The organism is Streptomyces uncialis (genome assembly GCF_036250755.1).
Taxonomy (GTDB): Bacteria; Actinomycetota; Actinomycetes; order Streptomycetales; family Streptomycetaceae; genus Streptomyces; species Streptomyces uncialis.
This window is the reverse complement of sequence record NZ_CP109583.1, coordinates 5,952,129-5,971,632: the sequence shown is the minus strand read 5'-3', so window position 1 is coordinate 5,971,632 and position 19,504 is coordinate 5,952,129. Positions and strand designations below refer to the sequence as shown.

Sequence of the window (19,504 nt, the reverse complement as noted above, 5' to 3'; positions counted from 1 at the left end):
CGCACGGACTCCACCGGTCTTGTACGTTCCTGGCATGGCCTCCGACCGACCCCGTACGTCCATCAGCGCCTGGCGGCCGTCGGTACCCGGGATCGCGGAGGTCTTCCACGCGCACTTCACCGACCACGCGTACCCGGCCCACACCCACGACACTTGGGACCTGATGATCCTCGACGACGGCTCGGTGGACTTCGCACTCGACCGCCGCCGCCATGGGGCGACCGGTTCCACCAGCGTCCTGCTGCTGCCGCCCGGCGTCCCCCACGACGGCCGGACCGTCACGGCGTCAGGCTTCCGCAAGCGCAACCTCTACCTGGACGAGACCGTGCTCCCGCAGCGTCTGGCCGGACGCGCGGTGGACGCTCCCGTCCTCAGCGACGGACCGCTGCGCCATCGGATCCACCGCCTGCACACCGCTCTCGTCCATGCCGGGGACGGGTTCGAAGCCGAATGCCGCCTCTCGTTCATCCGTGAACGGCTCCACCTGCACCTCGACGCGCTCCGGCCCCGCGAACCGGGGCGTGAGGCAAGCCGCCTCGCCACCGGGCTGCGGGAGCTGCTGGACTCACGGATCCGCGCCGGTGTGTCCCTGAGTGAGGCCGCCGCCGTCCTGCACGCCCACCCCACCCACCTGATCCGCTGCTTCAAGCAGACCTACGGCCTGCCGCCGCACCGTTACCTGACCGGCAAGCGCGTCGATCAGGCACGGCGGCTTCTCCTCGACGGCCACCGGCCCGCCGGGGTCGCCGCCGACGTGGGGTTCCATGACCAAGCGCATCTGTCCCGGCACTTCACCCGCCATGTGGGCACCACACCCGCGCGATACCAGCGCACCCGCACCGGCTGCGCCCCGATCCCCACCTGACCCGGCGTCGGTTCCCCCCATCGCCTCGCCCCGAGCACCGGCCCGGCGAACCCGCGCGGACGAGGCGCTACCTCGCGCACTCCACCGGGACCGTCGTCAGCAGGGGCCAGGGGCGCCAGTGGGCGGCCGGGCCGTCCGTGTCCGTGGGGGTGTGCAGGGCGGCCGGATGGTCGGTGGTTCTCAGGACCGCGCGGACGGCCTCGGCCAGCCGGCCGGGCGCCCGCGCGGTGAGGTACCCGTCGTGGGCCTCGTCCAGGACGCGTTCACGGCGCAGCAGCCAGGTGGTGAACGCCAGCGCCGACACATCGGAGTTCAGCGGGGACAGCCGGCCGGTGGACCGGTGCCAGGACAGGATCTCGCCGGTGGCGCCGTCGACCACGATGTCCGTGCCGTCCGCGAGATGGCCGACGGGGACCAGCCGGGTGGCGTGCGGCGGCAGTCCGGCCCAGCCGCCGTGGTGCTCGGTGAGGGTGCGCAGGGGAAGCCCCGGGAAGACATAGCTGTCGTCCTCCTCGGGGAGGCCGATGTCCTTCAGGAAGCGGCGCGTCGGCTCATGGGTGAGGGCGGCGGGCAGGTCGGCGTCCTCGCAGCGGGTGACGTGTCCGGCGCCGAACTCCTCGTCCAGCAGCCGCCCCGGGAGGTCGAGCCGGAGCTGGATGCCGGGGGTGGGGACCCGGGCCAGCGGGAGGATCAGGGCGGCGGTCCACCAGAAGGCGGGCAGCTCCGCGCCGCGCGTACCGCCCTGGAAGAGGGCCAGCAGCTCGTCGGTGGCGCCGGAGGCGGCGGCGCGGCCGTAGCGGCCCTCGTAGGCGGCGAAACGGCCCCGGGTCCGCTCCAGGTCGGCGACGGCCGACTCGAAGCCGAGCAGGGTCCGCGTGTCGGGCGCCAGCGGGTCACCGGGGAGATCGGGATCGGCCCGGCCGGTCAGGAACAGCGCGCCGGTGCGGCCGTCGAGCGTCACCCAGGTGCCGGAACCGGGCGCCGAGAGCTCGCCGAGCACGAAGAGGTCGCATGGCGCGGCAGGCACCCCCGCGAGGCTCGCGTACGTCCGCAGGCCCTGCTCGCGGAGCACCGTGAAGCGGAACAACGGGCCCTCCCGCGCGGGCAGTCCGGCCCTGGTGAGGAACCGCCGGGTGCCCGCGTGGGTGAGCGACGGCGGCAGCCCGTGCTCGGTGAGCCTGATCGTCTCGGTCGTGGCCATGGAACCCCCCGTGGCAGGTCAACGAACGGTCGGCGGGACGCCGGACACACCCGTCACGGTGCACGGCCCCCACTGCTCACGACGGTAGGTGCCGCCACTGACAACCGGCCGCGAGGCGGTGCGGGTACGACCCCGCTCCGGAGGCCGCGAAGGACCGGCAGCGGCACCCGTACGGGCACCGGCACCGGCGGCGGGGACGGTCAGGCCGTGGTGGTGACGACCGCTGCCTGGGGGCGGATCGGGAGGCGGGTGACCGGGCGGCCGGTCGCCGCGCGGACGGCCGACGCGATGGCCGCGGGGCATGTCACCACGGGAACCGCGCTGGCCGCCTTCGCCCCGAACGGAGCGACCACATCACGTTCCTCGACCAGCTTGACGATCCGGATGTCGGGTGCGTCGAGGGACGTGGGCAGGGCGTAGCCGGTGAGGTCGGGGTGGCGGATCAGCCCGCGCGGGGTGCGCAGGTTCTCGGTGAGGGCGGCGCCGAGCCCCTGGGTGACCCCGGCCTCGATACGGGCGTTGAGCTGGGCCGGGTTGAGGATGCGGCCGACGTCCTGGGCGACGGCGAGTTCCACGACGCGTACGGAGCCGAGTTCGATGTCGACGTCGACCACCGCGCGGATGGCGCAGAACGCGAGGCCCACGAAGGCGTCGCCCTGGCCGTCCTCGTCCAGGGGCTCGGTGGGGTGCGGGCGGCACTGCGCGGTGGCCCAGAGTTCCTTGCCGTCGAGCGCCTCGCTGACGGTGGTCGACAGGACGCCGTCGTAGGAGGTGATCTTCCCGTCGGTGATCTGGAGGAGTTCGGTGGACATGCCGAACTTGTGGGCCAGCGGCTGGAGGAGCTGGGTGCGGACCATCTTCGCGGCCCGCTCGACGGCTCCGCCGGACACCCAGGTGTGGCGGCCCCGGCAGGCGGCGCCCGCGGGGGGCTGGTCCGTGTCGACGGGGGCGATGTGCACCTCGTCCACGCCCAGGGTGTCCTGGACGATCTGCCGGGCGAGGGTGCTGAAGCCCTGGCCGGTCTCGACGGCGGCGCAGATGACGGTGGCGACCCCGTCGTGGACCTTGACGGTGGCGGTGGACACCTCGTCGGTGCCCTCGGCACCGAGCATATGGACCATGCCGAGGCCGTAGCCGACGCCCCGGCGGATCGCGGAGGGATCCCCCGCGCCCTCGGGGCCGCCGGGCAGCAGCCATTCGTCCTCGGGGGTGTCCTTGGGCAGGGCGGGCAGCGGGAAGTCGCGTACCGCGCCGAGGAGCTCCGCGACGGGCGCGGGGCAGGTGACGGTCTGCCCCGTCGGCAGGACGTCGCCGGTGGCGAGGACGTTGCGCAGCCGTACGTCGGCGGGGTCGGCGCCGAGCTTGCGGGCGAGCTTGTCCATCTGCGCCTCGTAGGCGGCGCACACCTGGAGGGCGCCCTCGCCGCGCATGTGCCCGGAGGGCGGGTTGTTGGTGCGTACGGCCCAGCCCTCGACGAAGGCGTGGGGCACGACGTAGGGGCCGCAGGCGAACGACACGGCGGCGGCGAGCGCCTCGGCGGAGGTGTCGGCGTAGGCGCCCGCGTCGAGGAGCACCTGTGCCTCGACCTTGACCAGGCGGCCGTCCGCGTCGGCGTGGTGGCGGTAGCGCAGCAGGGTGGGGTGGCGGTGCGCGTGCCCGAGGAAGGACTCCTCGCGCGTGGCGGTGAGTTTGACGGGGCAGCCCGTCTTGAGGGCGAGCAGTCCGAGCGGGAGCTGGAAGCCGGGGTCCTCGCGGTCGGCGGTGGCGCCGGGCACGCCGGTGACGACGACCTTGACGCGCTCGGGGTCGAGTCCGTAGCAGGCGGCGGCGAGGTCCCGGTCGTTGTGCGGGTCGGTGGAGGCCACGTACAGCTCCACACCGCCGTCGGGGCGCGGTACGGCCAGTCCGGCCTCGGCGCCGATGGGGGCGGGGTCCTGGCGGCCGATGCGGTAGACGCCCTCCACGACGACCTCGCCGGTGACGTCGGGGTCGCCGTGGCGCAGCGGGATGTGGCGGATGAGGTTGCCGTCGGGGTGGAGGGGTTCGGCGGAGAACGCCTTCTCCGGGTCGATGACGGGTTCCAGCACCTCGTACTCGACGATGACGGCGGCGGCGGCCATCCGGGCGGTGTCGGGGTGGTCGGCGGCGACGGCGGCGATGGGCTCGCCGTGGTGGCGGACGACCTCGGAGGCGAAGACGGGACGGTCCTTGACGCGGCGGCCGTGGACGGTCGTCCCGGGAACGTCCTCATGGGTGATGACGGCGCGGACGCCGGGCATCACCCGCGCGTGGGAGGTGTCGATGGACACGATGCGCGCGTGGGGGTGCGGTGAGCGCAGGACGGCGGCCCACAGCAGTCCCTCGGCCCACAGGTCGGCGGCGTAGGGGAAGGTGCCCTCGGTCTTCGCGCGCGCGTGGGGTGACGGCAGCGAGGTGCCGAGTCCGTGCGGCAGGGGGTCGGGGGCGGGGGTCGCGGAACCGGCCGTGCCCCCTGCTTCGTTGCTCACGCGGGGGCTCCGTCCTGGCCGTACGGACCGTGGTTCTCGTGCGCCGTGGGGTGGACGCCGCCCGCGCCGGGTCCTGCCTGGTGCGGGATGCGGCCCTCGGCGGTGTGTTCGTCGGGGTGTTCGGGTTCGGTGGCCGCGGCGGACGCCTCGCGTTCGGAGACGACCTCGCGGACCGCTTCGAGGACGCCGCGGTAGCCGGAGCAGCGGCAGAGGTTGCCGCAGAGCGCCTGGCGGGCCTCCAGTTCGGAGGGCGCGGGGTTGCCCTCCAGCAGGTCGTGGACGGTCATCGCCATCCCGGGGACGCAGAATCCGCACTGGACGGCCCCGCAGCGGGCGAGGGCCCGCTGGACGTCGGAGGGGCGTCCGTCGGCGGCGAGGCCCTCGACGGTGCGGATCTCGCTGCCCGCGGTGGTGGCCGCGGGCACCAGGCAGGAGGCGACGAGTCTGCCGTCGACCTGGACGTTGCACGCGCCGCACTCGCCCTGGGAGCAGCCGTCCTTGGCGCCCGCGAGGCCGAGGCGTTCGCGCAGCACGTAGAGCAGTGATTCACCGATCCACGCGTCGGTGACGGGCCGGTCCACGCCGTTGACCCGCAGGGAGTATGAGATCAGGGGGTGTTCGTCGTGGTGGACGGGCGGGGTGTCGTCGAGGGGGTGCTCGGGGGCCGCGGTGGCCTCGTCGGGGGCGGGGTCCGCCGCCCGGTCCGGTTCGTCGGCGGTGGGTCCGGGTACGCCGGGCGCCGAACCCGCTGGTTCGTCGGGGGCGGGGTGTTCGTGCGGGGCCGGGTGGCCGGGGTGTTCGGGGTGCTCCGGAGCGAGGTCGTCCGCGCGCGCGGGGGACGGGTCCCCTTCGGGGTGTTCACGGGTGACCGCGGCTGCGGCGTCCGGGCCGTGGGCGTCGCGCGGGTGCGGGACGGCGGGCGCGGACGTGGAGCCGTCGGCGGTGGCCGGGGTGTCGGGGCCGGCCGTCGTGCGCCCGGCGGTGACGCCGTCGCCGGGGCCCGTGCCGGTGACGGGCGGGCCGTCGGTGTGGTCGTGGGCGGAACGGTGGGGGCCGTCGTCGGACCCGGGCGCGGCCTCGTGGCGGACGCCGTGCGGAAGGCTGTGGCCGGGGTCGTGGGCGGGGTCGTGGTCCGGTTCGGGGCCGGATTCGTGGGCCGGGTCGCCGGGTTCGTGCTCGGCGGCGGGGTCGATGCCGTGCCCCACCTCGTGGCCTGCCGCGTGGTCCACGTCGTGGCCTGCCGCGTGGCCGACCTCGTGGCCCGCCCCGTGCCCCACCTCGTACCGGGCCTCGTGGCCTGCCTCGTCACCCGCCGGGTGCCCCACCTCGTACCGGGCCGCGCGCCCCGCCTCGCCGCCCGGCGCGTCCGCGAGGGCCTGGGAGGCCGTCTGCGCGGCTTCCGGGCCGCCGGTGACCTCCTGGCCGTCCGCGGGGCCCGCGGGGCCGTGGACGGCCTCCCCGGCGTCGTGGACGGGGTGCTCGCCGGGGGCGGCCGGGTCGGTGCCGGGCGGGTACGTGACCGGATCGGCGGGACCGGACCCGAAGGAACGGGTGTCGGTGCCGTAGGCCGGGGTCGCGGACGGGACGGTGAACGGCATGCCCTCGGTGTCCTGGCCGCCGTCGTGGCCGGTGAGGTGGGCGCCGTCGTGGACGGTGTCGGGGCCGGGGGCCGTCGTCCAGTCGTGGGCGCCGGTGGCCCAGGGCGCCGCGGCGCCGCCGGGCAGCGTCGCGGGCGGGTTGCCGCCCCACTGGGAGGCCAGGGTGGACGTGGTGAACTCGCCCGAGTCGTCCGGGACGTCGGTGTCGGCGAGCGGGATCGACCACTGGCCGGTCGCGCCGGTGCCCGGGGCGGGCGGCGCGGCGTCCGGGAAGGACCACTGTCCGGACGCCTGCGGGTCGTAGCCGCCCGGCGCCGGGTGGCCGTGCTCCGGGGCGTACCCGGGCCCGGCCGGGTGCGGGTGGCCGCCGGTGGGATCGGTCGGTTCGGGCCACGCGGGCGCCTGCGCGGGCGCTCCGGGGCCGTGCGGGGCCGGCCAGGCGCCGGGGCCGGTGGCCTCACCGGCGGCCGGGGCGGCCGTGATCCGGGGCGGCACATAGCCGTGGCCGGGCGCGGCCAGGGGGCTGTCCGCGTGCGGTTCCAGACCGCCCTCGGGCAGCTGGACGAAGGCGGTGGCCTCGCTGCCGTCCTGGTCGTGCTCGCCCTGCGGGATCGGCCGCCAGCCGCCCCCGCCGCTGTGTTCGTCGCTCACGACAGCGCCCTCCCCAGTGCCCGTCGGGCCAGCACGGCGACGGTGCGCCGCAGATGCAGTACGGCGGGCGGCAGCGGCTGCGGCGCGCCGCCCTCGGTGGGGGCGGCGTCGGGGATGCAGGCCGCGGCGACGTACTCGCCGAAGGCCGTCAGGGCCTCGGGGACCACCGTACGGCTTCCGTCCCAGTCGATGAGCCGGCCGATCCACTGTTCGGCGTCCAGCGGGCGCAGCGGCATCGGCGCGACGGCGCCCACCGCGCAGCGCACCCCGCGCCGGGCGGGGTCGAGGACCAGCGCGATCGACGCGGTGGCGCGGCCGGGGCCGGTGCGGCCGGTGGCCTTCAGGAAGACCTGGGGGGCGTGCAGGATCGGCACGCGCACGTAGCCGATGAGTTCACCGGCGGCGAGCATCTCCATCCCGGCGAGCAGGTGCGAGACGGGGATCTCCCGCCGGGAGCCGCCGGGTCCGGCGAGGACGACGGTGGCTTCGAGGGCGGCGAGCACGGGCAGGGCGTCGCCGGTCGGGGCGCCGGTGGCGATGTTGCCGCCGAGGGTGCCCGCGTTGCGGATCTGCGGGGGGCCCGCGGCGCGCGCGGCGGCGGCGAGCGCGGGGATCAGCGCGGCGAAGTCGGGCCGCCCCATGCGCGCGTGGGTGAGGCCCGCGCCGAGGAGCGCGTGGCCGTCCTGGTACTGCCAGCCGCGGATCTCGCTGATCCGGCTGAGTCCGACCAGGGCGGCGGGCCGCAACTGACCGGAGTTGACCGAGGTCATCAGATCCGTACCGCCCGCGACGGGCACGGCCGCGGGCGTCGCGGCGAGAACCGCGACCGCCTCGTCCAGTGAGCCCGGCAGTGTCACGGATCGCGCCGCCTGCGGTGCGTGCGTGGTCAAACCGGCTGCCCCTTCCCGCTGTCCCACCTGGTCGTCCTGTGGGCCGTACGGTACGTGCTCACAGGCCGGACGTGGCAACTCTGGCACATCTTCGCCGGGGGCAGGCGCGGGGGTCCGTCAGGCGGTGTTCGCCCCCGCTTAGCAGGGATGGTCCGCTTCGTACCGCCCTTGGCGGTGCGCAGGAATTGCCACTCTTTCGGTGTCCGTTGTACGACTTTTCCCTCGCTTCGCGACGGACCGGCACAGCTCGCCTCGCGCGGACCGACGCGGCTCGCGGCGGACGGACCCGCACCGCTCGCGGCGGTGTCCGGGCACACGGGCGGGCCCGTCCGCGGTGGTGCGCGCGGACGGGCCCGGAGGGGGCGGGACGGGCGGAGGGTGCGTCCGTCCCACGGGGTCAGACGTTCGGCGGGGCGCCGTCGATCGGGCGGCCCAGCAGCCCGGGACGCCGCTGCCAGGGCAGCGGGCCCGTGGGCGGCCGGTACTGGACGCCGAGGGCGTCGAGCCGCCGGTAGTGCTCGGTCATCCGTGCCTCGAAGCCGTCGAAGTCCCGGTCGGCGGAGGCGGGCAGCGCGCTCCAGGCGACCTCGGCGAACGCGGCCAGCCGCGGGTAGACCTGGTAGTCCACGCGCGCGGGGCCCTCCATCACCTCGGTCCACACATTGGCCTGGGTGCCCAGCACATGACGGGCCTCCTCGGGGGTGAGCTCCGGCGGCACCGGCTCGAAGCGGTACACGTCCTCCAGGGTGCGCACGAACCCGATCGGGACCGGCTCGTCGGCGCCGCCGCTCTGCCGGTGGTCCAGGTACACCTGCTGCTCCGGGCACATGATGACGTCGTGGCCCGCGCGCGCGGCCGTGATGCCGCCGCCGTAGCCGCGCCAGGAGGAGACCACCGCGCCGGGCGCGAGACCGCCTTCCAGGATCTCGTCCCAGCCGATGAGACGGCGTCCGCGCGCGGAGAGCCAGGTGTCGAAGTGCCGGATGAACCAGGACTGGAGTTCGTCCTCGTCCCTCAGGCCGAGTTCCTTGATGCGGGCCTGCGCCGCCGGGGACTCCTTCCACTGGTCCTTGGGGCACTCGTCGCCGCCCATGTGGATGAACGGCGTGTGGTCCGCGGGGAAGAGTTCGAGGACTTCCTCCAGCACACCCTCGAAGAAGCGGAGGGTGTTGTCGGTGGGGGCGAGTACGTTGGGACTGACGCCCCAGTTGTCCCAGACGGAGAGGGAGGCCGTGTCCACGACATCGGTGTTGCCGAGTTCCGGGTACGCGGTGATGGCGGCCTGCGAGTGCCCGGGTACGTCGATCTCCGGGATGACACGGATATGGCGTTCGGCCGCGTAGGCCACGATCTCCCGGATGTCTTCCTGGGTGTAGAAGCCACCATGGGGCTTGTCGTCCCACAGCGGGGACGCCCGGTGGCCCCATTTGGTGCGGGAGCGCCAGGCGCCGTCCTGGGTGAGCTTCGGGTAGCGCTTGATCTCGACGCGCCAGCCCTGGTCGTCGGTGAGATGGAAATGGAAGACGTTCAGCTTGTGCGCGGCCAGCAGGTCGAGATGGCGGAGCACCCCGTCCTTCGGGGTGAAGTGGCGTGACACGTCGAGCATCATGCCGCGCCAGCCGAAGCGCGGCGCGTCCTCGACGGTGAGCCGGGGCAGCGTCCAGGTCCGGTCGCGGTCCAGGGGCGCGCGGCGGTAGGCGTCGGCGCCGAGCAGCTGACGCAGGCTCTGGGCGCCGTAGAAGACACCGGCGGCGCTGCCGCCCTCGATCCGGGCCGCCGGGGCGGCCACGGTGAGCCGGTAGCCCTCCCGGGGCAGTCCGGGGTCGACGGCCAGGGCCAGCCGGTCCAGCCGGTCCGGCGCCGAGGGGTCCGCGACCGGGGCGGTGGAGTCCGCGGGGGCCTCGCCGAGGGGCAGTCCGGTGGCGGCTCCCAGGTGGGCGCGCAGCCAGCGGGCGACCCCCTCCGTACCGGGTCCGGTCACCAGCAGGGTGCCGTCGTGCAGGGCCACGGGGACCTCGCCCGTGCGCTCCAGCCGCAGCGGCGCGGGCAGCAGCGCCCCGTCCGGCGCGGCGCTCCCGGCGGCCCCGGCCCCGGTCCCGCTCGTGTCCGTCACTGTGTCACCCGTCATCTCGTCACCCGTCCCGTGTCCGTCGTGTCCGTCGTGGTCGTCCGTCGTGGTGCCAGTCATGTCACTCGCGTCACTCGTGTCATTGGTGGTCCGTCCCGGCCGTCACAGCGGCGTCAGTCCCTTCCGGTGCCCCCGAGGGGCCCGTCTCGTGTGCGGTCCCGCCGGGGCGGCGGGACCTTCGCGTCGGCCTTCCGGCGGCCTTCCCGGCGGCCTCGGTCCTGTCAGTCCTTGACCGCGCCGCCGAGCCCGGACACCAGGCGGCGCTGCACCAGGACGAAGAAGATCAGTACCGGAATGGTCATCACTGTAGAGGCCGCCATGATTCCGCCCCAGTCGTTCTCGTCCGGTTTGAAGAAGACGAGCAGGGCCATCGGCAGCGTGGATTGCGAAGTGTCGCTGATGATGAAGGACTTGGCGAAGAGGAAGTCGTTCCACGCGGAGATGAACGAGAACACACTCGTCGCCACGAGTCCCGGGAAGACCAGCGGGAAGAGGATCTGCCAGAGGAATCGGGTGCGGCTCGCCCCGTCGAGTGCGGCGGCCTCCTCCAGGGCTTCCGGTACGGCCTTCACGAATCCTCTGAGCATCCAGATCGCGAACGGCAGCGAGAAGGCGATGTGCGGCAGGATCAGGGCACCCAGGGTGTTCAGCTGGCCGAGGTCCCGCATCTGGAAGAACAGCGGAATGGCGAGGGCCTCCATCGGCACCATCTGGGCGATGAGGAACATGATGAGCAGCGTGGTGCGGAACTTGAACTTGAACCGTGTGACGGCGGTCGCCGCCAGGAATGCGATGACCGAGGAAATGAGCACCACGGATACCGCGACGACCACACTGTTGAGGAAGTAGCGGCCGAATTCCTCCTGCTGGAACAGCCGCCGGAAGGAGTCCAGCGACGGGCTCAGCGTCCAGGGCCGGGGATTCGTGGACTCGATCTCCCCGGCGGGCTTGAACGCGGAGAGCACCATCCAGTAGAGCGGGAACGCGACCACCACGGCGATCACGAGCGCGGCGAGTTCCGCCGCCAGCCGCCACGGCCTGCGGACCAGTCCGCCGAGGCGCGAGGTCCCCGCGGCGCGTCCCGCGCCTTTCGTGCCGTCCGTGCTGGGACCGCCTCCGTGCACCGCCGTCCCGCTCACAGTTCCTCCCCCTGCCGCCGCAGCAGCCGCAGATAGACGAGCGTGACCGCGAGCAGGATCAGCAGCATGACGATGCCGATGGCGGCACCCAGGCTGTACTGCGAGGACGCGAACGCCTTTTGATACGCGTACACATTGAGGACGAGGTTCTGGCCGGCGATACCGCCGCCGCCCGTCATCACATAGATCTGGGTGAAGACCTTGAAGTCCCAGATGATGGACTGGATGGTGACGACCACCAGGATCGGGCGCAGCATCGGCGCGAGCACCGACCGCCAGATCCGCCACTGCGAGGCGCCGTCCAGGGACGCCGCCTCCAGGACCTCGCTGGGCACCGCGCGGATTCCCGCGTACACGGTGACCATCACGAACGGGAACGAGCACCAGACCACTTCGAACAGGACGAGCGCGAAGGCGCTGTACCGGTCGTAGGTCCAGGAGTGGTCGCCCAGCCCGAGGAGTTTGTTGACGGGGCCGAAGTCCTGGTCGAAGAGGAACATCCACACCGTGGAGCCGGTGATCGCGGGGGTCGCCCAGGCGCCGAGCGAGGCCATCATCAGGATGAGCCTCGGCACCGCGCGGATACGGGTCAGCAGGACGGCGAGCGCGCAGCCGACGGCGAGGGTGGAGATCACACAGGCGGCGGCGAAGACGACCGTGGCGGTCAGGACCTGCCAGAACTGCTCGTCGCGGAAGAGCTCCGCGTAGTTGCCGAAGCCTTTGAAGGTGGTGGGTTCACCACCGCTGACCTGGGCCTGGGTGTACTCCAGGAAGGAGATCAGGCCGAGCTGGTAGATGGGGTAGGCGAGCAGTGCGGCCAGGACGACCAGGGCGGGCGCGAGGTAGAGCCAGGGGGTCCAGGCCGGACCGCGGCGCCCGGGGGGCCGCTTGCGGACCCGGCGGGGGCCCGGCGCGGACCCGCCGGGCCCGCGCCCCGCCGCGGTGGGCCCGTCGGGCTTGCTGAGTGTGATGTCGTGCGTCATCGGTCGGCGGTCCGGTTCAGCCCGCGGTACCGAAGGCGTCGTCCATCTTCTTCGCCGCGTCCTTGGCGGCGGCGGCGACGTCCTTGCGGCCGCTGACGACCTCCTGGAACATCGTCGGCAGCACCAGCGAGGCGTCGATCTGGCCCCAGGCGGGCGAGGCGGGGACGAACTTGGCGCCCGAGGCGAGGGTGTCGATGAACGGCTTGATGAAGGGCTTGTTCTTCGCGGCGTCCTCACGGACGTCGGTGTAGGTGGGCAGGAAGCCCATCGCGTCGAAGAGTTCGCCCTGCGTCTTCTTGTCCGCGAGCTCCTTCATCAGCTCCACGGCCAGGGTGCGGCGCGGGGTGCTCTTGAGGACGCCGACGTTGTTGCCGCCCGCGAAGGCGGGGGCGATGTCGCCCTCCTTGACGCCCGGCAGCGGGACGACGGCGTAGTTGCCCTTGACCTTGCCCGCCTCGACGGCGGCGTGGCTGAAGTCGCCGCCTATCGCCATACCGGCCTTGCCGGACGCGAAGGCGGTGACGGTGTCGTTGCCGCCCATGCCCGCGCACTTGGAGGCCGGACAGTTGTCGTCGCCGAAGAGCGAGGTGTACGCCTTGATGCCCTTCTGGGCGGCGGCGCTGTCGATGGCCGAGCGGTACGTGCCGCCGGACTCGGTGGCGATGTTGCCGTCGTGGGACCAGAGGAAGGGCATCGCGCCGTAGGTGTAGGCGCCGCCGACCGCGAGACCGTACAGCTCGGGCTTCTCCGCGCGGATCTTCTTGGCGGTGCTGATGAGCTCGGCCTGGGTCTTCGGGACGTCGAGGCCGAGGTCCTTGAAGATGTCGGTGCGGTAGTAGAGGGCGCGCACACCGACGAAGTAGGGGGCGCCGTACACCTTGCCGTCGACGGTGACCGACTCACGGGCGGTGGGGTCGGTGTCCTTGGACTCGGTCCACTCGCCGAACTCCTTCGTGATGTCGGCGAGTCCGCCGTCCTTCACATAGCCGGCGGTGTCGGTGTTGCCGTACTCGATGATGTCGGGGGCGCTCTTGGGGTCGTTGAACGCGGCCTTGATCTTCTCGGCGCGGGTCTCCACCGGGATGTACTCGACCTTGACGTCGGCGCCGTCGTTGGCCTTCTTGAAGTCGGCCACCGCGCGGTCGACGACCTCCTGCTTCGGCTTGTTGTTGACCTCCTGGAAGAGCCAGACCCGCAGCGTGCCGGTCTTCTCGTCCTTGTCGGAACCGCTGTCGGAGGTCTGCGGAGCGCAGGCCGTCGCCGTCAGACCGGCCACGAGCAGCGCGGCGACGGCCGCGCGGCGGGCGTGGGAGGTGGAGCTGCGGGGCGTGGTGGGCGTCGCCCGGTGCACGAACTTCAGTGAGACCTTCATCGAGCGATCCTCCGAGTCACGTTGCAATATGCGCAACGGGTGTTTCGCGGTGCACAACATGACGGAGGCTAAGGGGACATCAGGGGTCCGACAAGTGGTCTCAACCAGTCCGTGACCGAAGAAAGCATCCCGCGCAACGGCGAAGGTGATTTGCCGGGGTTTGTCGACCGATAGGTCTGGACCACCGCAGGTAAAGGGCGGACCACGCGGGTTTAGAACCGGACAGTGCGGGTTTCAGGACAGGCAGACGCGGGTCCGGGGCGGCGCGGGTCCGGGGCGGCGCGGGTCCGGGGCGAACGCAAGGTCCGGGGCGAACGCAAGGCCCAAGGCGGTGCGGTCCCGGCGGCGCAGGCCCCGGGACAGCGCGGGTTCACGGCGAACGCAACGCCCAGGGCGGCGCGGACCCAGGGCGAGCGCACGGGCTCAGGGCGAACGCGAGGGCTCAGGGCGAACGCAAGGGCTCAGGGCGAACGCAAGGGCTCAGGTCCGGGACGGGGTTCCCCCGCGCCCGCGAAGGCGCGGTGCCGGGTTCCGGACAGACCGACGGGCCCCGGGGGCGGCCACCTGTGCGCGGTGGTCGCCCCCGGGGCCCGTCGGCCCCACGCCCGCGGTCCCGCCCGGGGGACGGGGCGGAAACGCGCCCCCGCGAGGGGGCGCCGGGGCTACTTCTTGTCCTTGCCGTTCTTGTCGTTCTTGCCGCCGCCGATGCCCATGGACTCGTAGATCTCCTTGCACATCGGGCACACCGGGTACTTCTTCGGGTCGCGGCCCGGCACCCACACCTTGCCGCAGAGCGCGACGACGGGCGTGCCGTCGAGCGCGCTCGCCATGATCTTGTCCTTCTGGACGTAGTGGGCGAAGCGCTCGTGATCACCGTCACCGTGCGAAGTCCGCGGCGTCGGCTCGACGAGGGTTCCCGTACCAGTCCCGCGCTCGGGCTCGGGCTCAAGAGTGCTCATAGCAGCCAAGGGTACTGAAGCGCGCGGCCTTCCGATCCCCCGCCCGCCGGTCACCGGCCGGGCGGTGGCCGGCGGGCGGGCACCGTCAGTTCAGCGACGGATCGTCCGGGTATGTCGCCACCATCGCCAGCTCACCGCGCTGGCGGCGCAGCACCTCGCGCCACAGCCGCTCCGGGACCGGCGAGGAGACGTCCCCCGGTTCCGACTCGACCACGTACCAGGCGCCGTCGCCCAGTTCGGCCTCCAGCTGGCCCGGTCCCCAGCCCGCGTACCCGGCGAAGATCCGCAGCGAGCCCAGCGCCGCGGCCAGCAGCTCGGGCGGGGCCTCCAGATCGACCAGGCCGATCGCGCCGTGCACCCGCCGCCAGCCGAGCGGCGCCCGCTCCGCCGAGGCGCCGCCGGGGATGACGGCGACACCGAGCGCGGAGTCGAGGGAGACGGGACCGCCCTGGAAGACGACGCCCGGCTCACCGGCCAGCTCGCCCCAGCCCTCCAGGATGTCGCCGACGCCCACGGGCGTGGGCCGGTTGAGGACCACGCCGAGCGAGCCCTCCTCGTCGTGGTCGAGGAGCAGCACCACCGCGCGGTCGAAGTTCGGGTCCGCCAGGGCGGGCGTGGCCACGAGCAACCGCCCTGTGAGCGAGGACACCTCGGTCATGGATGACATGATCCCGCATCTTCCCCGTACACGGGGAGCCAACTCCCGTACCCGGGTGAACATGGGCCGGCGCGCACACCCCGTAGCCAGGTGGACGCGGCACGGGCGGCCGTCCCGTACCCGGCCGGAAGCGGCCCGGGGGGCGCCGCGGCGGCCGGGCGCGCGACCTCCGGAAGGTCACGGGGGGTGGCCGGTGGTGAGCGTTCCGTGTTGTGGCCAAGTCATGACGCCCTTGGACCCCCCATGGGCTTACAGAAGGGGGGTACACGGCCATTACGCTTGCTGCTCGGCCCCCTGCCCGTCTCACCCGGAACGCGAGATACATGACCGTCACCGACGATGTCCTGCTTGTCCATGGCGGAACCCCGCTGGAGGGCGAGATCCGTGTCCGCGGCGCGAAGAACCTCGTGCCGAAGGCCATGGTCGCCGCGCTGCTCGGCAGCGGCCCCAGCAGACTGCGCAACGTTCCGGACATCCGTGATGTCAGGGTCGTCCGCGGTCTGCTCCAGCTCCACGGCGTGACGGTCCGCCCCGGTGAGGAACCGGGCGAACTGGTCCTCGACCCGACCCATGTGGAGAGCGCGAACGTCGCCGACATCGACGCCCACGCGGGTTCGTCGCGCATCCCCATCCTGTTCTGCGGCCCGCTGCTGCACCGGCTGGGCCACGCGTTCATCCCCGGTCTCGGCGGCTGCGACATCGGTGGCCGCCCCATCGACTTCCACTTCGACGTGCTGCGCCAGTTCGGCGCGCGGATCGAGAAGCGGGACGACGGCCAGTACCTGGAGGCCCCGCAGCGGCTGCGCGGCACCAAGATCCGGCTGCCGTACCCGTCCGTGGGCGCCACCGAGCAGGTGCTGCTGACGGCGGTGCTCGCCGAGGGCGTCACGGAGCTCTCGAACGCGGCCGTGGAGCCGGAGATCGAGGACCTGATCTGCGTGCTCCAGAAGATGGGCGCGATCATCGCCATGGACACGGACCGCACGATCCGTGTCACCGGTGTGGACGAGCTCGGCGGATACAACCACGCGGCCCTCTCGGACCGGCTGGAGGCCGCCTCCTGGGCGTCCGCCGCGCTGGCCACGGAGGGGAACGTCTATGTCAAGGGCGCGCAGCAGCGGTCCATGATGACGTTCCTGAACACCTACCGGAAGGTGGGCGGTGCCTTCGAGATCGATGACGAGGGCATCCGGTTCTGGCACCCGGGCGGCACGCTCGACGCCATCGCGCTGGAGACCGATGTGCACCCCGGTTTCCAGACGGACTGGCAGCAGCCGCTGGTGGTCGCGCTGACCCAGGCGACGGGTCTGTCGATCATCCACGAGACGGTGTACGAGTCGCGGCTCGGTTTCACCTCGGCGCTCAACCAGATGGGTGCGCACATCCAGCTGTACCGGGAGTGCCTGGGCGGTTCCGACTGCCGGTTCGGGCAGCGCAACTTCCTGCACTCGGCGGTCGTGTCGGGGCCCACCCGGCTCCAGGGCGCGGATCTCGTCATCCCGGACCTGCGGGGCGGTTTCTCGTACCTGATCGCCGCGCTCGCCGCGCAGGGCACGTCCCGGGTGCACGGGATCGAGCTGATCAACCGGGGTTACGAGAACTTCATGGCCAAGCTCAACGACCTCGGCGCGAAGGTGGAGCTGCCGGGCCGGACGACGGCGGACTGAGCCCCGCGCGGACCGGGCCGGGCCACTTGGGCCCGGTCGGCGCGGTCGGCCCGCAGGCGGCCCGCTGAGGCCGTTGTACGGGCCATCCGGCGCGTGGCCCCGGCCTGTGGGCCGGGTACGCCCGGAAGAAGTCCGGCGGGAACGGCGGGAACAACGACGGGGCGGCACCCGGTACCGGGTGCCGCCCCTTCACCGTTCAAGGTGAGGATGCCTCGGGGCTCACTTGCCCTTGGCGGCTTCCTTCAGCTTGGACCCGGCGGAGACCTTCACGCTGTAGCCGGCGGGGATGTTGATCGGCTCACCGGTCTGCGGGTTGCGGGCGGTGCGAGCGGCACGGTGGGTGCGCTCGAAGGTCAGGAAGCCGGGGATGGTGACCTTCTCGTCGCCCTTGGCGACGATCTCGCCGACAGTCTCGGCGAACGCGGCCAGCACGGCGTCGGCGTCCTTGCGGGTCACCTCGGCGCGGTCGGCCAGCGCGGCCACCAGCTCACTGCGGTTCATGTTTGTACTCCCGTGTTCATCTTGCCGTTGAGGCGTGAGATCGAAGCCGATGCTGCCAGGGTCCTCGGTCGGGCCCCGGACCCGGGTCCGTAGCCAGACCCTCGCGCCCAGAGAGGCATCCTGCCCCCACCTGCGGCGGGAACGCCAATCCGGCACCCCTGGGAGTCACACGAAAAGCGCCACTGCCTCGAAATGGTGACGCTCCGTTCGCTCCCGGCAGCGGAACGCAGGGGGCTCCGGGTACGGGGGTACCCCCCTGGCTGCCCGCCACCCTAAGCGGGTGGTCCGTCCCGGTGATCGCCGACGCGCCGTCGGAATGCCGGGCGTGGTGCCCGTCACAGGTGGCCTGGCGCGGCCCGCGCCCCTGGGTACGTCCTCGTGGACGTACCTCGCCCGGTGCGGGTCGTTCGTGGGGCGCGGTTCCCCGCGCCCCTTTGCTGCGTCCACCTGGGCGTGTTTGTTCCTGTGCCGTCGTTCGTGGGTGCGCAGTTCCCCGCGCCCCTTCGGGTACGCCCTCGTGGGCCGACTTGTTCCCGTGCGGGGCGTTCGCGGGACGCGGTTCCCCGCGCCCCTTTGCTGCGTCCACCTGGGCCCGCTTGGTGCTGCGTGGTCGTACGGGGGTGTAGGGCCCCCGTACAGCCTGTGTCCGGTGGGGTCAGGCGTTGACGCCCGAGGCGGCGACCGCGGCGGCCTTCGCCGCCTCGCGGACCGCGCCCGCCACCGCTCCGGCGACCTTGTCGTTGAAGACGCTGGGCACGATGTAGTTCGCGTTCAGCTCGTCCTCGGTGACGACACCGGCGAGGGCCTGGGCCGCGGCCAGCATCATGTCGGTGTTGACGGTCCGGGACTGGGCGTCCAGCAGACCGCGGAAGACACCCGGGAAGACCAGCACGTTGTTGATCTGGTTGGGGAAGTCGGAGCGGCCGGTGGCGACGACCGCGGCGCTCTGACGGGCGATCGTGGGGTCGACCTCGGGGTCCGGGTTGGCCAGCGCGAAGACGATCGCGTCCTCGGTCATGGCGGCCACGTCCTCACCGCCGAGGACGTTCGGGGCGGAGACGCCGATGAAGACGTCGGCGCCGCGCACGGCCTCCTTGAGGGTGCCGGACAGGCCCTCCGGGTTGGTGTTGTCCGCGATCCAGCGCAGCGGCGAGTCGCCGGCGGCGTCGACGAGGTCCGCGCGGCCGGTGTGGACGACGCCGTGGATGTCGGCGACGACGGCGTTCTTGACGCCCGCGGCCAGCAGCAGCTTCAGGATGGCCGTACCGGCTGCGCCCGCGCCGGACATCACGACGCGGACGTCACCGATGCCCTTGCCGACCACGCGCAGCGCGTTGGTCAGCGCGGCGAGGACGACGATGGCGGTGCCGTGCTGGTCGTCGTGGAAGACGGGGATGTCGAGGGCCTCACGCAGCCGGGCCTCGATCTCGAAGCAGCGGGGCGCGGAGATGTCCTCCAGGTTGATCCCCGCGAAGCCGGGCGCGATGGCCTTGACGATCTCGACGATCGCGTCGGTGTCCTGGGTGTCCAGGCACAGCGGCCAGGCGTCGATCCCGGCGAACCGCTTGAAGAGGGCCGCCTTGCCCTCCATCACGGGCAGCGCGGCCTTGGGGCCGATGTTGCCGAGGCCGAGGACCGCGGAGCCGTCGGTGACCACGGCCACCGAGTTGCGCTTGATGGTGAGGCGGCGGGCGTCCTCGGGGTTCTCGGCGATGGCCATGCAGACACGTGCCACTCCGGGCGTGTAGATCATGGAGAGATCGTCACGGTTGCGGATGGGGTGCTTGGACTGCATCTCGATCTTGCCGCCGAGGTGCATCAGGAACGTACGGTCGGAGACCTTGCCGAGGACGACGCCCTCGATGGTGCGCAGCTTGCCGACGATCTCCTCGGCGTGCGCGGTGGAGGTCGCGGCGATCGTGACGTCGATCCGCAGCTTCTCGTGGCCGGAGGCCGTGACGTCCAGGCCGGTCACCGAGCCGCCGGAGGACTCGACCGCGGTCGTGAGCTGCGATACCGCTGTTCCGCTGGCGGGCACCTCAAGGCGGACCGTCATCGAGTAGGAGACGCTGGGCGCCGTTGCCATGACCGACTTCCTCTTCTTCCCTCTGTGTCGCGTGCACGCCTTCGTGCCACGTGCGCGCCGCCCGGCGGGGCCGGACAGCGCCTTCCGATGGTCGCACCTACCGCCGGGTACGTGTTAGCCGCCCCGGATTGCGAACGTTTTGTTCATCACACCCGCGCGCACCGGAACCCTTTCGGCGGAAAAGTTTTTCCACCATACGAGATCGGCGGGGCAACGGGAAGAGGCCCGCGTCACAGGGACGCGGGCCTCTCCGGAACGTTTAGGTGACACCGACCCGCCATGCTCGCCTCGCGGCAAGT

Annotated in this window: 14 protein-coding genes; 2 read left to right on the top strand and 12 right to left on the bottom strand. The window is 72.6% G+C overall.

All coding sequences use genetic code 11. The annotated features are described in order from the left end of the window. Positions 1-34: 34 nt before the first annotated feature. Positions 35-865 carry a helix-turn-helix domain-containing protein gene (locus tag OG711_RS24865; RefSeq protein ID WP_329560534.1) on the top strand — a complete coding sequence of 277 codons (831 nt, stop codon included), beginning with the start codon at positions 35-37 and terminating at the stop codon, positions 863-865. Between the two features lie 67 nt (positions 866-932). Here the strand turns inward: OG711_RS24865 and OG711_RS24860 are convergent, their stop codons facing one another. The 10 genes from OG711_RS24860 to OG711_RS24815 form a co-directional block, all read right to left on the bottom strand. After that, positions 933-2,066, bottom strand: coding sequence for an SUKH-4 family immunity protein (locus OG711_RS24860; RefSeq protein WP_329560532.1), 1,134 nt, complete (start codon positions 2,064-2,066; stop codon positions 933-935). Between the two features lie 200 nt (positions 2,067-2,266). After that, the gene (locus OG711_RS24855) at positions 2,267-4,573 is read right to left on the bottom strand and encodes a xanthine dehydrogenase family protein molybdopterin-binding subunit (RefSeq protein WP_266516076.1); all 2,307 of its coding nucleotides are present in this window, start codon (positions 4,571-4,573) and stop codon (positions 2,267-2,269) included. Then, positions 4,570-6,822: a (2Fe-2S)-binding protein gene (locus OG711_RS24850; protein WP_329560529.1), complete on the bottom strand. Its 2,253-nt coding sequence runs from the start codon at positions 6,820-6,822 to the stop codon at positions 4,570-4,572. Before OG711_RS24850 ends, OG711_RS24855 begins: the two co-directional genes overlap by 4 nt. After that, on the bottom strand, positions 6,819-7,712 hold the full coding sequence (locus tag OG711_RS24845; protein ID WP_073793994.1) for an FAD binding domain-containing protein: 894 nt from the start codon (positions 7,710-7,712) through the stop codon (positions 6,819-6,821). Before OG711_RS24845 ends, OG711_RS24850 begins: the two co-directional genes overlap by 4 nt. Positions 7,713-8,109: 397 nt before the next feature. Further along, positions 8,110-9,900, bottom strand: a complete 1,791-nt coding sequence (locus OG711_RS24840) for a beta-N-acetylhexosaminidase (RefSeq protein ID WP_266516082.1) — start codon at positions 9,898-9,900, stop codon at positions 8,110-8,112. A gap of 161 nt (positions 9,901-10,061) precedes the next feature. Next, positions 10,062-10,889, bottom strand: a complete 828-nt coding sequence (locus OG711_RS24835) for a carbohydrate ABC transporter permease (RefSeq protein WP_073794461.1) — start codon at positions 10,887-10,889, stop codon at positions 10,062-10,064. An 86-nt stretch (positions 10,890-10,975) separates the two neighbouring features. Continuing rightward, entirely contained in the window at positions 10,976-11,962 is a 987-nt protein-coding gene (locus OG711_RS24830) for a carbohydrate ABC transporter permease (RefSeq protein WP_073793997.1), read from the bottom strand. 16 nt (positions 11,963-11,978) lie between these two features. Then, complete coding sequence (locus tag OG711_RS24825; RefSeq protein ID WP_079185101.1) at positions 11,979-13,334, bottom strand: extracellular solute-binding protein; 1,356 nt, start codon at positions 13,332-13,334, stop codon at positions 11,979-11,981. Positions 13,335-13,996: 662 nt separating this feature from the next. Beyond that, positions 13,997-14,293 (bottom strand): DUF3039 domain-containing protein, encoded by a 297-nt coding sequence (locus OG711_RS24820; RefSeq protein ID WP_073794000.1) that lies wholly within the window; start codon positions 14,291-14,293, stop codon positions 13,997-13,999. A gap of 85 nt (positions 14,294-14,378) precedes the next feature. Beyond that, the gene (locus tag OG711_RS24815) at positions 14,379-14,951 is read right to left on the bottom strand and encodes a YqgE/AlgH family protein (RefSeq protein ID WP_073794003.1); all 573 of its coding nucleotides are present in this window, start codon (positions 14,949-14,951) and stop codon (positions 14,379-14,381) included. A 323-nt stretch (positions 14,952-15,274) separates the two neighbouring features. On the opposite strand from OG711_RS24815, the gene murA reads away from it, so the two are divergent. Continuing rightward, positions 15,275-16,618 carry a UDP-N-acetylglucosamine 1-carboxyvinyltransferase gene (gene murA, locus OG711_RS24810; protein WP_073794006.1) on the top strand — a complete coding sequence of 448 codons (1,344 nt, stop codon included), beginning with the start codon at positions 15,275-15,277 and terminating at the stop codon, positions 16,616-16,618. 219 nt (positions 16,619-16,837) lie between these two features. On the opposite strand, the gene OG711_RS24805 is transcribed toward murA, so the two are convergent. After that, positions 16,838-17,119, bottom strand: a complete 282-nt coding sequence (locus tag OG711_RS24805) for an HU family DNA-binding protein (protein ID WP_016645140.1) — start codon at positions 17,117-17,119, stop codon at positions 16,838-16,840. Positions 17,120-17,774: 655 nt separating this feature from the next. Continuing rightward, on the bottom strand, positions 17,775-19,205 hold the full coding sequence (locus tag OG711_RS24800) for an NAD-dependent malic enzyme (RefSeq protein ID WP_073794010.1): 1,431 nt from the start codon (positions 19,203-19,205) through the stop codon (positions 17,775-17,777). Positions 19,206-19,504: the final 299 nt, after the last annotated feature.